This window comes from Actinomyces sp. oral taxon 175 str. F0384, from assembly GCF_000223355.1.
In the GTDB taxonomy this organism is placed as follows: Bacteria; Actinomycetota; Actinomycetes; order Actinomycetales; family Actinomycetaceae; genus Actinomyces; species Actinomyces oris.
Map to the genome: position 1 here is coordinate 710,315 of NZ_AFUR01000001.1, position 13,653 is coordinate 723,967.

At 67.6% G+C, this 13,653-nt stretch carries 9 protein-coding genes and 2 tRNA genes; 6 read left to right on the forward strand and 5 right to left on the reverse strand.

The window, feature by feature from the left end:
• Positions 1-473: 473 nt before the first annotated feature.
• Complete coding sequence (tagD, locus tag HMPREF9058_RS02965) at positions 474-896, forward strand: glycerol-3-phosphate cytidylyltransferase (protein ID WP_009405449.1); 423 nt, start codon at positions 474-476, stop codon at positions 894-896.
• Between the two features lie 6 nt (positions 897-902).
• On the opposite strand, the gene HMPREF9058_RS02970 is transcribed toward tagD, so the two are convergent.
• The 3 genes from HMPREF9058_RS02970 to orn form a co-directional block, all read right to left on the reverse strand.
• Positions 903-1,763: a polysaccharide deacetylase family protein gene (locus HMPREF9058_RS02970; RefSeq protein ID WP_009747285.1), complete on the reverse strand. Its 861-nt coding sequence runs from the start codon at positions 1,761-1,763 to the stop codon at positions 903-905.
• A gap of 204 nt (positions 1,764-1,967) precedes the next feature.
• Positions 1,968-2,043 (reverse strand) — tRNA-His (locus HMPREF9058_RS02975).
• Between the two features lie 118 nt (positions 2,044-2,161).
• Positions 2,162-2,773: an oligoribonuclease gene (gene orn / locus HMPREF9058_RS02980; RefSeq protein ID WP_043537754.1), complete on the reverse strand. Its 612-nt coding sequence runs from the start codon at positions 2,771-2,773 to the stop codon at positions 2,162-2,164.
• 181 nt (positions 2,774-2,954) lie between these two features.
• Here orn and HMPREF9058_RS02985 point away from each other — a divergent pair, with 181 nt between their 5' ends.
• A complete protein-coding gene (locus tag HMPREF9058_RS02985) occupies positions 2,955-5,462 on the forward strand; it encodes a serine/threonine-protein kinase (RefSeq protein WP_009406356.1) in 2,508 nt (835 codons plus the stop codon).
• A 95-nt stretch (positions 5,463-5,557) separates the two neighbouring features.
• Here the strand turns inward: HMPREF9058_RS02985 and HMPREF9058_RS02990 are convergent, their stop codons facing one another.
• On the reverse strand, positions 5,558-8,245 hold the full coding sequence (locus HMPREF9058_RS02990) for an ATP-binding cassette domain-containing protein (RefSeq protein ID WP_043537594.1): 2,688 nt from the start codon (positions 8,243-8,245) through the stop codon (positions 5,558-5,560).
• Positions 8,246-8,640: 395 nt separating this feature from the next.
• Here HMPREF9058_RS02990 and HMPREF9058_RS02995 point away from each other — a divergent pair.
• From HMPREF9058_RS02995 to HMPREF9058_RS03010, 4 genes are all read left to right on the forward strand, one after another.
• Positions 8,641-8,713: transfer RNA gene (locus HMPREF9058_RS02995), tRNA-Arg, on the forward strand.
• 308 nt (positions 8,714-9,021) lie between these two features.
• Positions 9,022-10,623: a GTPase domain-containing protein gene (locus tag HMPREF9058_RS03000; RefSeq protein ID WP_009747438.1), complete on the forward strand. Its 1,602-nt coding sequence runs from the start codon at positions 9,022-9,024 to the stop codon at positions 10,621-10,623.
• Positions 10,620-12,122 (forward strand): GTPase, encoded by a 1,503-nt coding sequence (locus HMPREF9058_RS03005; RefSeq protein ID WP_009405933.1) that lies wholly within the window; start codon positions 10,620-10,622, stop codon positions 12,120-12,122. The genes HMPREF9058_RS03000 and HMPREF9058_RS03005 overlap by 4 nt, the downstream gene beginning before the upstream one ends.
• Positions 12,123-12,289: 167 nt before the next feature.
• Positions 12,290-13,012, forward strand: a complete 723-nt coding sequence (locus tag HMPREF9058_RS03010) for a single-stranded DNA-binding protein (RefSeq protein ID WP_009405475.1) — start codon at positions 12,290-12,292, stop codon at positions 13,010-13,012.
• Here the strand turns inward: HMPREF9058_RS03010 and HMPREF9058_RS03015 are convergent.
• Positions 13,005-13,565: a hypothetical protein gene (locus tag HMPREF9058_RS03015; RefSeq protein WP_009406333.1), complete on the reverse strand. Its 561-nt coding sequence runs from the start codon at positions 13,563-13,565 to the stop codon at positions 13,005-13,007. The genes HMPREF9058_RS03010 and HMPREF9058_RS03015 overlap by 8 nt on opposite strands.
• Positions 13,566-13,653: the final 88 nt, after the last annotated feature.

Genomic DNA, 13,653 nt, shown 5'->3' on the forward strand with positions numbered 1-13,653 from the left:
GACCTCCGGTCTTCTGGGACGGTAAAGGCCTGGGGTTGCGGCCTTCTTTACTCGCTTTCTTATAACGGTAGTTGTGTCGCCCAGTAGGAAAAGCGGTAGTCGTCATGATTGGCTCGTCTGCAATCAGACTGTGATGTTCAGGGCTTATCGTGACGGCGCCGAAACCGCTCGTAATCGTTGCTATACCGCGGAATACTGGGGTTCTGTCACATGATGGCCTCAGCTTGTGGTGTCCCGAGCCGAGGGGTGGGGTGGCAGTTTCGCGCATTCATTGGGTTACGCGATAGTGGGTGACGGCCGACATAGTTGAAAGCCTGCTTCAGAGGGGTAACAAAGGATTCTTGGGGGGTGTCTCGTGCCTAGACTTAGTGGCGAGCGCGTTCAACCGCCATACGTGCAACCAACGACAACACCATCGATTCTTGTGTGATTCATACAAAGATCGACGGGTTCAACCCGCGAGGACAATCCCTATGAAACGCATCATCACCTACGGCTCCTTCGACCTGCTCCACTACGGGCACATTGAGCTGCTACGCCGGGCCAAGGCCATGGGTGACTATCTCATTGTTGCGCTGTCGACCGATGAGTTCAGCGCCTCCAAGGGGAAGCGCGCCTACTTCACCTATGAGCAGCGCAAGGCGATGCTTGAGGCCGTCCGCTATGTCGACATGGTCGTTCCCGAGCAGACCTGGGGGCAGAAGAGTCGGGACATCGACGAGTACGGCATCGATGTCTTCGTCATCGGCGATGACTGGGTCGGCACCTTCGACGAGCAGCTCGAAGGCCGCTGCGAGATCTCCTACCTTCCGCGGACCCCGGAGATCGGCTCCTTCGATCGGACGCGACCGTGCGGCGAGGGACAGGAGGAGGCCCGGGAGACTCTCGTGCGGTGAGCGCCCTCAGGCGTGACGATTGTGTCCGGGGCCGAAGTAGACGTCGTCGAGCGTGGCCGTCTGCAAAGAGCGCTGACGCAGAATGTCGATGATCTGACCGTAGACGGAAGTGACGGTGGGGAAGTTCGCGTGACCGATGACGATGTGCTGGGCGAGCAGCCACTTCTGCGCCTCACCGAGAAGGACCTCCGGCGTGAGCTGCCCTGAGTCTCCGAAGGAGCCGTACCACATGGTCGTGGTCGTGTAGCCGATCTTGGCGCAGACCGAGTCGGTGTAGGAGCTGCGGCCGCCGTAGGGGGGCCGGATGAAGGGCGCGCCTGTGACACCGTAGGTGTTGCGCAGCAGGTTCTCGCACTGGGTGAGCTCGTCGATGATCCCGCCCTCCGACAGCGTCGTCAGGTCGGGGTGCGTCCAGGTGTGGTTCGCCAGCTGAATCTGCCCGGATTCCACCAGGGGCCTCATCTTGTCCCGATTGTCGGTCCAGCTCGGATAGCAGCCGGTGACGAAGAAGGTCAGGCGGACTCCGGAGTCCTTGGCGAAGTCCAGGTAGGCGTCCACGACTGAGGAGTCGACGCCGTCGTCGATGGTGATGGCCACGACGTTGCCGACGTTCTCCGGCAGGCCGGTGATGAGCGAGTCTGCAGGACTGGGCGCGGGAAGTGGTGGTGGACCGTCCTGAAGGTGGAGCGGGCTGAGGGAGGGGGTCGGCGAGGGTGTGGGGGAGGGTGACGTGGAGGCCAGGGGTGAGCCCTGCGTCGGGGACGAGGCCGCTGAGGTGGAATGGGCCGCCGGTCGTGCGGTGTTGCAAGCGCTGAGGCAGCCTGCGGTTCCGGCGGCCAGGGCGAGTAGGAAGTCGCGGCGTTGCATGGGAGGGACTTTCTCGAAGGGTGGTTGTCAGAGCATCGAGCACCTGCTCCGCCGGCAGGGGCGTCGCAGTGAGCGCGCTGCTCATTTGTCGGGGCGCAGGAGAGAGGCTGAAGCCATCGCTGTCCGCAGCAAGCCTGCGCCGCTAAGGTGGCAGCGTCGTTTGCTGCCGCAGGAGGGGGGGAGGGGGCGGATGATCCGCCATCGTGGGGTGGCTGACGGGGTTTGAACCCGCGACCTCCTGGACCACAACCAGGCGCTCTGCCGACTGAGCTACAGCCACCATGTACGGTATCACCGCAACGAGTCGGTACTGTATCCGCTCCTCTCCCCGCACACCAAACTGGAGTCGGTGCACTACGTCACGTTCGAGGGGTGCGCCGAGGACGCTGTCGTCCCGCTCACCTGGTAGGCGTGTTGAGGATCCGCTCAGCCACGTCCTTGCACTCCTGAGAGCTCGGGCCCTCCCCGGCGGGGAACAGGACCTCGCGGTAGTAGCGCAGCTCGTCGATGGACTCCAGGATGTCCGCCAGCGCGCGATGGCCGCCGGCCTTCTTCGGCGCGTGGAAGAAGGTCCTGGGGTACCAGCGTTTGGCCAGCTCCTTGAGGGAGGAGACGTCCACGATCCGGTAGTGGAGGTGCTCGATGAGCTCGGGCATGTCGCGGGCCAGGAACGCCTTGTCCGTGCCCACGGAGTTGCCCGCGAGCTGGGCGGTGCGGGGCTCGGGAACCAGGGAGGTCACGTAGTCCAGGACCTTGGTGCGGGCGGTCTCCATGGTCACCCCGTCCTCCAGGGCGGCCAGGAGGCCCGAGGAGGTGTGCATGGTGCGCACGTAGTCGTCCATCTGCTCCAGCGCGGCGGCGGGAGGCTTGATGAGCACATCGATTCCCTCCGCCAGGGGCTTGAGCTCATAGTCGGTGACGACGACGGCGACCTCGATGAGCGCGTCGGCGCTCTGGTCCAGCCCCGTCATCTCACAGTCGATCCACACCAGCGGGTCAGAGGTAGTCATCTGCTTGCTCACGGGAACCACTGTAGTCACCTCGGCGAGCTTCAGAACCGTGGACCCTCCCATGGGGTGGTGAGATTCGAGGCGGATGGGTGACCGCGTCCTGGCATAGCGGTCCGGCGGCGCAAAGATCGCGATAAGGTCTCTATGAAGTCTGACCGCCCTTGAGCAACACGGAGCACTCATGTCCCAAAGCCCCGACCCCCGTCACCTCGGAAGCTCCTACATCATGGAGACCCGGATCGGTGCGGGTGCCCAGGGAGAGGTCTGGCGCGGTCGGCGTACCGACGCCCGGGAGACCTTGGCCTTCAAGGTTCTGCGTGCGGAGCTGGTGGAGAACCCCGACGTCGTGGAGCGCTTCATCAAGGAACGCTCCACTCTGCTGCGGGTGCGCAGCCCCTATGTCGTCGCCATCCGTGACGTCGTCATCGAGGGCTCCACCTTCGCGATCGTCATGGACTACGTCAACGGCGGTGACCTGCGAGATCTGCTGAGGTCTCACGGCAGTCTGCCGCCTGCGCAGGTGGCGTCCCTGGGGACGCGTATCGCTCAGGGACTGTCCGCGGTTCATCGCGCCGGCGTGATCCACCGGGACATCAAACCCGCCAATGTCCTGCTCAGCTCCCGTCCCAGCCGGGGCGGCGACCCCGCTGAGACAGTCGTCGTCGGTGTCGCCCCGGGAGGGGAGGTGCCCGAGACTGTTGTACCCCGACTGGCGGACTTCGGGGTGGCGCGCATCTGCGACACCTTCTCCGCCTCCCACCTCACCGGGGCCATCGGCACACCGCTGTATATGGCGCCGGAGATCCTGTCGCTGCAGGCCCCGACCTCCGCCGCCGACATCTACTCGCTGGGCATCATGCTCTACGAGATGACGTGCGGGACGACGCCGTTCGTGGGGGAGCCCGCCCAGCTGCTGAGCCAGCACGCCCGACGCGATGCGGGCCGGCCTCTGGGAGTGCCCGACCCGCTGTGGGAGCTCATCGCCGCGATGATCTCCAAGCAGCCCGACATGCGTCCCTCCATTGAGGACGTCGCCCAGCGCCTGGACGTCATGCAGTCCGCTCTGGCCGGTCTTCCCGCAGCGCGGCGACTGGTCTCACCCCCGCAGTCGACGGCCTCGCTCGTTCCCTACGACTGGGACGCCCTCCCTCCTGCCGAGCCCGCGGCTCCGCCGGCGACGCTGCCGAGTCCGGCGGTGACCTCGGCCACGATGGCCTTCGCCCCGGATGCGCCGACACTGGTGGGCGGGCAGCAGTACGTCCCGGGACCCGGACAGGTTCCCCTCAGCCCGGGAACGGCAGGGACCGCGGGCTTCGCCGCTCCTGCGATGCCGGCCGGCCCCGGTATCTCCAGTCCTTCCACGCCCGCCTTCTACAGTCAGCCGGGCTCGCAGCACCCGCAGGCTACGGCGGGGGGACCGCAGGCCGGCGCGCGTCGGCGGTGGTGGCGCCGTCGGTGGGTGGCTGTGGCCGCCGTGGTCACCGTCCTGGCAGTGGTGGGGGCGAGCGCGACCTGGTGGTACTTCTTCTCCGGAGCGGAGATCGACAACCGGTGGGCGGCGGCGCTACCAGCCGGCAACGGTGTCCAGGAGGAGCTGCGCTACGCGGAGGTCTCCGAGCCCGTCGCATCCGCAGACGGAACCACGATCGCCTTCCAACGCGATGGCAAGAAGCACCTTGTGGATCTTACGAAGAGCACGACGACGCCGGTGTGGAGCGGTGAGTGCTTCAAGGTGCGCCCCTGGGTCGGTGGTTCGATGCTCTGCACCCAGACCAGTGACGAGTCCACAGTGATCGGGGCTGCGGGCAAGACCTCCAAGGTGCCTTTCTCCAAGGGCTCCTTCTACATCGGCGCGACACCTGACCTCGGCATCGTGTCCGACAAGGGGGAGTCCTCCGACGGAGGCATCATGAAGGCCTACGACGCATCCGGCAAGGAGAAGTGGACTGCTTCCGGGCAGTACAAGGGAGGCAGGGTCGACAACGGTTTCATCCTCACCTACGAGATCAAGTCGCGACAGTTCCAGGTGCTGTCGGCCAAGAACGGTGAGGTGCTCGTCTCCGAGCCCGGAAAGCAGCCGGATTCGGACTTCGATGAGGACACTCGATTCCCCGGTGGGTTCAATATCGTGTCCGGGCCAGAGGCCTTCTCGAGAGTGACGTCCTCGGGTGCCACGATCTACAAGGCCAACGGCAGCGAGGCGGCATCCGTCTCAGGCAAGTTCTCGGAGAAGCACTGGTGGGCGGCGTCGGCGCCCCTGAATGTCTCGGCGCTGAAGGATGCCTACTCCTCCTTGGCCAAGGCACCGTCCTCGACCACTCCGGTCATCGGCCCCAGCGGCACGGTCAACGTCGCCATTGATACGAGCGCCTGCACGGCCAAGGTCGGCAGCAAGAAGCTCGCGCTGCCTGAGTTCTCGCAGCGCGAGGGCTGCCACATCAGGCCCATCGGGCTACTCAGTGACGGACAGGTGCTGGTTGAGGTAGGAAGGCAGAGCATCTGGGACAGTGAACCGGGCAACCTCGTCGTCGCCGTGTCGCCCGATACGGGCAAGGTCGGTTGGAAGACCCCCGGCGCCTATGGCGGCACGGTCCCTCCCGCCAAGGGCAAGAGCGAGGCCCGTCTTCTGGTCGCCCAAGGCGCCTCCTTCTACTTCGATCTGGTGGTCTCCCGGATCACCAGCAAGTAGGAGCACCTGCGATACACGGCTGATACGTGGCGCCGGGGTGCCGACCAGATCAGTGGTCGGCACCCCGGCGCTCATGTCGGGAGGACTTGGAAGGATCAGCGACGCCCGCGGCGGGCCAGAGCGGCGTAGCACACCACCATGCAGACCAGGCCGATGGCTGAGAGCATGCCGTAGTCCGTCAGCCACTGCGCGGTCTCGTGCTTCCACAACGCGTCGTCACGGTTGGGCAGGATGGCGAGCATCTCCAACGTGGAGGAGGCCATGGCATAACCCCACCGCGACGGCATGAACCAGGCGAGCTGCTCGAAGACCGCCCGTCCCGAGATCGGGATGATGCCACCGGACAGGACCAGCTGGGCCATGATGGAGACCACCAGGACCGGCATGACCTGTTCGGAGGAGGAGACCATCGCGGAGACGGCCAGCCCCAGGAGCCCGGAGACGAAGGCGACGGCCCAGCAGCAGAAGGCCAGCTCCAGCCCCGGCCACCCTTCCAGGATGACGGCATCTGAGGGGCCCTTGTTGAGGGCCAGGGCGATGCCCAGCATCAGTGCGGTCTGAATGGTGGTGATGAGCGCCAGGATGGTCGCCTTGGAGAACAGGTAGGCGCCGGATCTCAGCCCGACGGCCTTCTCCCGCAGGAAGACGTCCCGCTCCCCGATGAGGTCGCGGATGGTTGCTGACATCCCGGAGAACGCCGCCCCGGTGATGAGGATGACCAACAGCTGCAGGGCCTGGCTGGAGTACCTGATGATCGGGGGAGTGGGGTTCTCCGGTGTTGGGGGAGTGGGCTCCGGGTAGTGGGGGACCGCGAAGCCGTCGCTGCCCTCGATGGCCTTGGTGAGCAGTCCCATGATGATGGGGAGCAGCAGCATGAAGGCGAGGTAGGACGGGTCCGCCGCCACGATCCGCAGCTGGCGCCGCACGAGGGTCGAGACCTGCCTGAGCACGGACTGCTGCTTGGGCGGCTTCTCCTGCGTCGCCGGCCCCGCGGCCGCTGCGGGAGCCCCTCCGCGCCGCGTCGAGGGCACCGTGGCCTCCATGTACTGACGCAGTTCCGCGGTGTGGTTGCGGATGAGGGCGTAGACATCGGCGTAGCCGTCCACGGCGGGTGGGTCGGGCAGGGTGCCCTTCGGCGTGTTGAGCAGCAGGCGGCCCTGGGAGGCGATCTCGTTGAGCCTCTGGCGGAAGTAGGGGAGTACCTCGCGGGGGGAGCCGTAGTAGACGGGCTTGCCTCCCGCAGCCAGGATGAGGACCTTGTCCGCGCGGTCGATGTGGTTCTCATTGTGGGTGACGACGACGACCGTGCGGCCGGTGTCACCAGGACGTGTGCCGTGAGCCAGGGACGCCAGCAGGTCCATGACGTCACGGTCCAGCTGGGGGTCCAGGCCGGAGGTGGGCTCGTCGAGGAACAGGAGGCTGGGGCGTGTCAGCAGCTCGATGGCGGTGGAGACCCGCTTGCGCTGGCCTCCGGAGAGCTTCTTGACCCGCTTGTCCACGTGCGCGGTCAGGTCAAGATCCTCCAGGACCTCGGCGATGCGTTGGCGCCGCTCGGCCTTGGACACGTCCTTGGCGAAGCGCAGCTCAGCGGCGTACTCGAGGGTCTTGCGGACAGTGAGGGCCGAGTGGATGACGTCGCTCTGGGGGACCACGCCGATCTTGTTGCGCATGACCGGGTAGTGCTCGTACACGTCCAGCCCGTTGAAGAGCACCTGGCCCTCCTGGGCCTTCTGCTCGCCGGTGAGGGCCTTGAGCAGCGTCGACTTCCCGGCTCCCGACGGGCCGACGACGGCCAGCAGCTCGTTGCCCGGCAGCGAGAAGGAGATGCCGTCGAGCAGCGTCATGCTGCCGTTGTTGACCCGGAAGGTCAGGTCCTTACCCACCAGCTCGCCGCCGGCTCCGCCGGCGACCTGGACCTCGCACAGACCGTCCGGGCTCAGGGCGATGAAGGTCGATCCCAGACCCATCAGCACGGGCTGGGTGACCTGGACCTGTGACACGCGCTGCCCGGCGACGTACAGACCGTTGGTGGATCCCAGGTCGGTGACGACCATGCCGTTGGGGGAGACGTCGATACGGGCGTGGTGCTTGGAGATGAGCGGGTCATCCAGGACCAGGGTGTTGTCGGGCGCGCGCCCGATGGTGCCCGAGGAGGTGACGCGGAAGGACTTGAGCGTGTGGCGTGAGGTGGGGAAGGCTCCCGAGCCCGCTGAGCTCGATGAGGGAGGCGCCTGGCGGCCCGGGGGTGCCACGTAGGTGGCTGCAGAGGACGCCGATGCCATGGCCTGGGGCATGGGCGCGGCCTGCGCCGGGAGGGCCGCGGCCGGGGTCGGGCCTGCCGGGCGCTGGAGGGGTACGGCTTGCGGGGCGGAGGCCGCACTCGGCTGCGATGGGATGAACGGGGCGCTCGGCGCGGATGGCGCGGGCCGGCCCATCTGCCGGGGCTGGTTGGGGGCGCCGGCCTGAGGCGCGCTGCCGGAGACGACCGGAGTGAGCCCCAGCGCTGGCCCGGAGGCGTCGCCCAGCTGGATTCGAGTCCCCTGAGTCACGAGAGCCTCGCGCGTCACGGCCCCGTTGACGAGCATCCCGTTACGGCCCTGGCACCTCACCGCCCACCCGGTCGGGGTGGGGGTCACCTGGAGGTGAGTGCGGGAGACGAGGGGGTGGACGATCTGAACGTCGCTGTCCGGTGAGCGTCCCACGGTGAAAGGAGCGGTGAAGGTGTGGGGCTCCAGTGATGACTGGGCAGAGAGGGAACGCACGATGAGTGCGGGAGTGGGCAAGGCGCAGTCCTTCCGGAGGTGTGGGATGGGGCTGCGGCCACGATACTGGTGTTTCGCCGTCGTCGCTAAGAGTGAGGACTCCCCAGCGTGAGGTTGGATACATGCGGACGACGCCGTCGGGGCAGGTGCGGGCCCTCCCCGGTGTCGATCGAATCGGTCACAGGGTTGTTGCAGTGCGATCACGGTCGTATTGCGGTGATTGTGCTCAGCAGTGTGAGGCGTGAACGTCGCGGCTGCGCAGAACCATTCGCTCGTTCAGATCGATGCGTTCTCGTCATGGCGATGTGATCTTCTCGAGATCGCTTTCTGGTGTTGATGACCGCCTCGGGACGTCCCCCTCGTCGGGGGTGGGGCCGTCGGGTTGATGGCGTAGGCTGGTGAGGCGCTTCGCGCACGCCTCCGTAGCTCAATGGATAGAGCATCGGCCTTCTAATCCGCAGGTTGCCGGTTCGAGTCCGGCCGGGGGCACTGGCGGTCGAGGCCGAGAAGGTTGATATTCCGCGGACTATCGACCGTTCGGGTCGCCGGCTCGCCGGGGCTGTGACGATGGTGTCGCACTCATCGCCCCGTGAGCTCCCCGCTTCTGAGGACGTGGCCGGCGGCTGCGTTCCCGGCCCGCCTGAGAGTGTCATCCGCCTTCTCGAGGGGGACTCGGCGCGCGCTCGCGGTGGTCACAGCGGAGTGACAGGAGATTCTCACTGAGCTTGCGACACATGTGGTGTGAACTGTCGAGATCAATCGTCGACTCTGCTGCGCTGTGCTCATAGTGTTGGCACATGCCCGCTCCTGTCCCCTCGCGCCACTCCAAGGACGACGCCCCCGTCTCCGCCCTGAGTCGCGCTCAGCTCCTCGATGTCCTGTCCGACCTGGTCCGGGACCTCGAGCGCCTCGACCTGGCCCTGAGTGCCGATGGCATCGAGGCTGCGCGCACGTTGCGCGACGGTCTCATCGGGCAGGTCCGTGACCAGGTCGTTCCCCGCCTCCAGGATGCTGATGTTCCCTCCATCGTGGTGGTTGGGGGATCCACGGGAGCCGGGAAGTCCACACTCGTCAACTCCGTGCTCGGCCAGGAGGTCTCAGTCGCCGGAGTACTCCGGCCCACCACTCGAACCCCGGTCCTGGTGGCCAATCCTGAGGATATGGACTCGCTGTCCGAGCACCCTCTGACCCAGGTCTGCCGCCAGGAGGTCTCCGCTGCCATTCCGGCCGGCCTGGCCCTGATCGATGCCTCGGACCTGGACTCCGTGCACGAGGCCAACCGGGCTCTGGCCGGCAGGCTGCTGGAGGCCGCCGACCTGTGGCTCTTCGTCACCACCGCGGCGCGTTACGGCGACCAGACGCCGTGGACGACGCTGGAGGAGGCCGCGCGCCGCGAGACCCCCATCGGCGTGGTTCTCAACCGGGTACCGGCGAAGATCCTGCCCGAGGTGCGTCGGGATCTCATTACCCGCCTGCAGGGGCTGGGGCTGTCGGAGGCGCCCTTCTTCGTCGTTCCGGATGCCGGGCCGCACGAGGGGCTCCTGTCGGATGACGGCGTCAGCGAGCTGCGTGACTGGCTGCAGCTCCTCGCCGGGCGTCACCGTGCAGCCGGTCTCGTGCGGCGTACCGGCAGGGGGGTGTGGAGCACTCTGCGCGCCGACCTGGAGCGCCTGGCCGACGACGTCGACGCCCAGGACGCGGTGGCCCAGGAGCTGGAGAGGACGTGCCAGGAGCTGAGGGAGACCGCCATTGAGGCGTTGAGCGCTGACATCAGGGCCGGTTCAGCAGGTCAGGGCGCCACCGCCACCCGGTGGATCACCCTGGCCTCCTCCGGAGGCCCTCTGGCCTCGCTGGCCCAGGGAGGCAGGCTGCGCAGAGGATTCCTGGGGCGGGCGGACAAGGCCCGGGCCGAGGGGCTCTCCCAGCTGGCCACCGATGCCCGCGAGGCCCTGGCCAACCAGCTCCAGGCCGCCATGATCGCCTTGAGTGCCGAGGCTCGTAGGGCCTGGGCCGAAGCGGGGGCCGAGGAGCATGCCCGCAGGCTCCTGGGGCAGGGTGATGACGCAGCCGCGACCATTGAGGCCTGGGTCGGCTACCTGGAGGCCAATATCGAGAACCCGCAGGACATCCGTAGACTGAGCCCCGGTAGTGTCATCGACCTCCTCATCTCCGCGGCGGCCGGTGTCGACGGGGCTGTTGCAGCCGCCAGACGCCTGGGACTGGAGGAGCAGACCGCTCAGGCCAGTGCTCTCCTGGTGGAAGCGGTCACCGAGGCGCTGACTGCCACAGTCCCCAAGGGGGCGGCCACCTCGCTCGCCCCCGCCCCTGGGTTCGCCGCTGCGCTGCGTCTGCGCTCGGGCGAGCTCAAGCCCTTTACCCGTCCCGGAGCCACAGCATGAGCCATTCCGAATCCGTCCCCTCCACCTCCTCGGCGCACCGAGGGTTCGAGGTGCTCGACGCCGAGCACCTCGATGCCCGTCTCAGCGCGGTTCGGGAGGCGCTGCGTCTGTGCCCCACGGAGGTTCCGGCCTCCCTGTCGATCCCTGCTCACAAGGCACTTGATGCCGTGGCCCAGCGTCTGGCGCTGGGAGTGGATCACACCGTCGTCGCGCTCTTCGGGGGCACCGGCTCGGGCAAGTCGTCGCTGTTCAACGCCTTGACTCAGCTGAACTTCGCGGATGTCGGCGCGCGTCGCCCCACGACGTCGCGGGCCGCCGCCTGCTCCTGGGGTGACGACGCCGGCCCGCTCCTGGACTTCCTCGGGGTCTCCTCGGAACGGCGAATCCGGAGGGACTCGATCCTCGACGGCGAGGACCAGGGCTCCATGGCCGGTCTGGTCCTGCTCGACGTCCCCGATTACGACTCGGTGACGACGGAGCATTCCCTACAGGTGGATCGCCTCGTTCCGCTGGCGGACATCCTCGTGTGGGTGGTCGATCCTCAGAAGTACGCCGACGCGGCCCTGCACGACGGCTACCTGCGCGGACTGGGCGCCCGCCAGGAGGACATGCTCGTCCTGGTCAACCAGGTGGACACCCTCCCGGAGAGCGGCTTGGCGAGTCTGCTCGACGACGTCGGGTCTCTTCTCAAGGACGACGGGCTCAGCCAGGTTCAGGTGCTCCCGGTCTCGGCCGTGCGCGGCGACAACCTCGACGTCGTGCGCAGCATGCTGCGCCAGCGCGTCGCCCGGGAGTCCAACGCGGCACGCACGGCCTCGGCCGAGCTCGACGCGATCACCCGTCGTCTGCGTCCCACGGTGGCTCGCAACAAGGTGGAGCTCGATGCCGAGCTCACTGAGGAGACCACCAAGGTGCTGCTGCAGGCTTCCGGCGCCCAGGCGGTGGAGGACTCGGTGAGGGCCGGGCTGTCCAGGGTGCTGCCCAGGGCCCTGGCCCGTCCCGAACCGCCCTCGCGCACCGCGGTGTCCTCGGCCCACTCCACCTGGGTCCACCGCACCTCGCAGGGGCTGCCGCCCACGTGGGCCCGGAGTTTGGAGGCCTCCGTCGCCTCCCCGGAGACCTTAGCGGGGCAGACCGCCGAGGCGGTCGGTTCAGTGGCGCTGCCGGGGCACCGCCAGCCGCTGATCGACCTGCTGTGGTGGGGAGGCCTGCTCATGGTGCTCGGCGGGGTGTCGTGGCTGACCGCCTCCGTGGTGCGAGAGGGGCTCGAGGTCCTGCACCGCAGCATCGAGATCGCCCCGGTCTGCCTCGTCGCCGTCGGACTCCTGGCGCTCCTGATCGCCACGGTGCGCCGGCGCAGCAGAGCGCGCCGTGAGGCGCAGCGCTATGGACAACGGGTGCGTGACCGCCTGGAGTCCGTGGTTGAGCGAGGACTGAGCCGGCCGGCCGCCAAGATTCTGGACAAGCACCGGGTGCTGCAATCGGCTTTGGGGCTCTAACCCCGTCTGTGCAAGGCAGCCGTGTGGCCACAGCCCTGAGCCTGCCCTTCGGCGAGACAGAGGTGGGGACTGAGCGCGCGGCCGGCTGGGCACTTGAGGGACGGTCCGAGCACCGTTGTGGTGAAGGGGCGGCAGAGGGCCGCCCGCCCACAACCAAGGAGCCCCTCATGACTCGTCAGCTCGACCTCACCGTCCAGGGCGTCGTCGGAACCAATCCGGCCCTGTCCCGTGTCGGGGACAATGCCCGTCCCTACTGCCGTTTCCGTGTCGCCGTCACCCCCACCTACCGCACCGAGCAGGGCTGGAACAATGCCGAGACGATCTGGTTCACCGCCAAGGCGTGGGGCCAGCTCGCCGCCAATCTGAGCCACTCCCTGCGCAAAGGGGACGCAGTCCTGCTCACCGGACGCTTCTCCCAGGAGTCCTGGGAGAGCAACGGCAGGAAGCACGAGACCAACGTCATCACGCTTCAGGCCGCCGGTCACGACCTGACCAGAGGGGAGTCCCGCTTTGCGCGCGTCAGAGCCGCGGAGTCGGCGCCGTCGGCCTCCTCCGGGGCGGGAACCGGTGATGCCGAGCTAGAGCCCGGTGGCGAGGAGCGCGTCCCGTCGGATCACTGGGAGGTTGAGGCGGTGGCCTCAGGCGCCTCGGCTTCACCGGCCCCGGGGCCTGGAGACCCCCGAGAGTCCGCAGAGTCCACCGAGCTCAGTGAGTCCACCGAGTCCACTGAGCCCACCGGGCTTGGTCAGTCCAGCGCGACGCACGCGCAGAGGCCTGAGTCCTTCGTCATCGATCCGGCCTGTGCGCGCACTGAGGACCAGACCGGGGAGCCGTGGCCCGTCTATGAGCTCGCCGATGATCTCGTCGAGCAGGCCCTCGGGGTCAGCTGATGTCGGAGTGTGCGCGCAGGAGGTAGTCCAGGTCCGCGGGATGAGCGACCTCGAGCACCTCGATAAGGATGCGGGTCACCAGGTCGGCGGTCTCGTCTGCGTCGGACAGCAGCCTGGCGAAGACGTGATGGCTCTCCTGCCAACCGATCGCCCCCAGGATCCTGCGCTCGGTGGGGCCCAGTAGCACCCGTCCCTGCGCATCGAGCTCGGGAAGCGATACCTCGACGCCGTCGGAGCGGCCGACGAGGACCACGCCCGGCAGGTCCGGGGAGGGGACCGGGGGAGTGACGAGGGACAGCCTCGTCAGCAGCTGCGACCAGCGCCCCTGGGGAACCAGCTCCTCGGGCTTGACCATGGGGAGCGGGGCAGTCAGCAGCAGGGTACCGCCGGAGGGGTCAACGGCGGCCTCGGCGGATTCTCCCCGGTGCGCGGGCGGCCTGCACACCTCGTCGAGGAACCGGGCCAGCGACGAGGTGAAGCCCGCCCAGGAACCCAGGTCGACGCGATCCTCGAAGGCACGTGTCAGCGCGGGCGATAGGGAGGTCTCACTCATGCTCCCAAGCCTAGGGCGCGTTGCCGGTCAGTGGTTGGAGCTTGGGGCTGTCGGGGTCTGGGATCACAGGAGGATCACGCCGCGTCCC

Bases quoted from the DNA above. Each gene is read 5' to 3' on its own strand.
- tagD (WP_009405449.1), top strand. From the start codon at position 474: ATGAAACGCATCATCACCTACGGCTCCTTCGACCTGCTCCACTACGGG.
- HMPREF9058_RS02970 (WP_009747285.1), bottom strand. From the start codon at position 1,763: ATGCAACGCCGCGACTTCCTACTCGCCCTGGCCGCCGGAACCGCAGGC.
- orn (WP_043537754.1), bottom strand. From the start codon at position 2,773: ATGACTACCTCTGACCCGCTGGTGTGGATCGACTGTGAGATGACGGGG.
- HMPREF9058_RS02985 (WP_009406356.1), top strand. From the start codon at position 2,955: ATGTCCCAAAGCCCCGACCCCCGTCACCTCGGAAGCTCCTACATCATG.
- HMPREF9058_RS03000 (WP_009747438.1), top strand. From the start codon at position 9,022: ATGCCCGCTCCTGTCCCCTCGCGCCACTCCAAGGACGACGCCCCCGTC.
- HMPREF9058_RS03005 (WP_009405933.1), top strand. From the start codon at position 10,620: ATGAGCCATTCCGAATCCGTCCCCTCCACCTCCTCGGCGCACCGAGGG.
- HMPREF9058_RS03010 (WP_009405475.1), top strand. From the start codon at position 12,290: ATGACTCGTCAGCTCGACCTCACCGTCCAGGGCGTCGTCGGAACCAAT.
- HMPREF9058_RS03015 (WP_009406333.1), bottom strand. From the start codon at position 13,565: ATGAGTGAGACCTCCCTATCGCCCGCGCTGACACGTGCCTTCGAGGAT.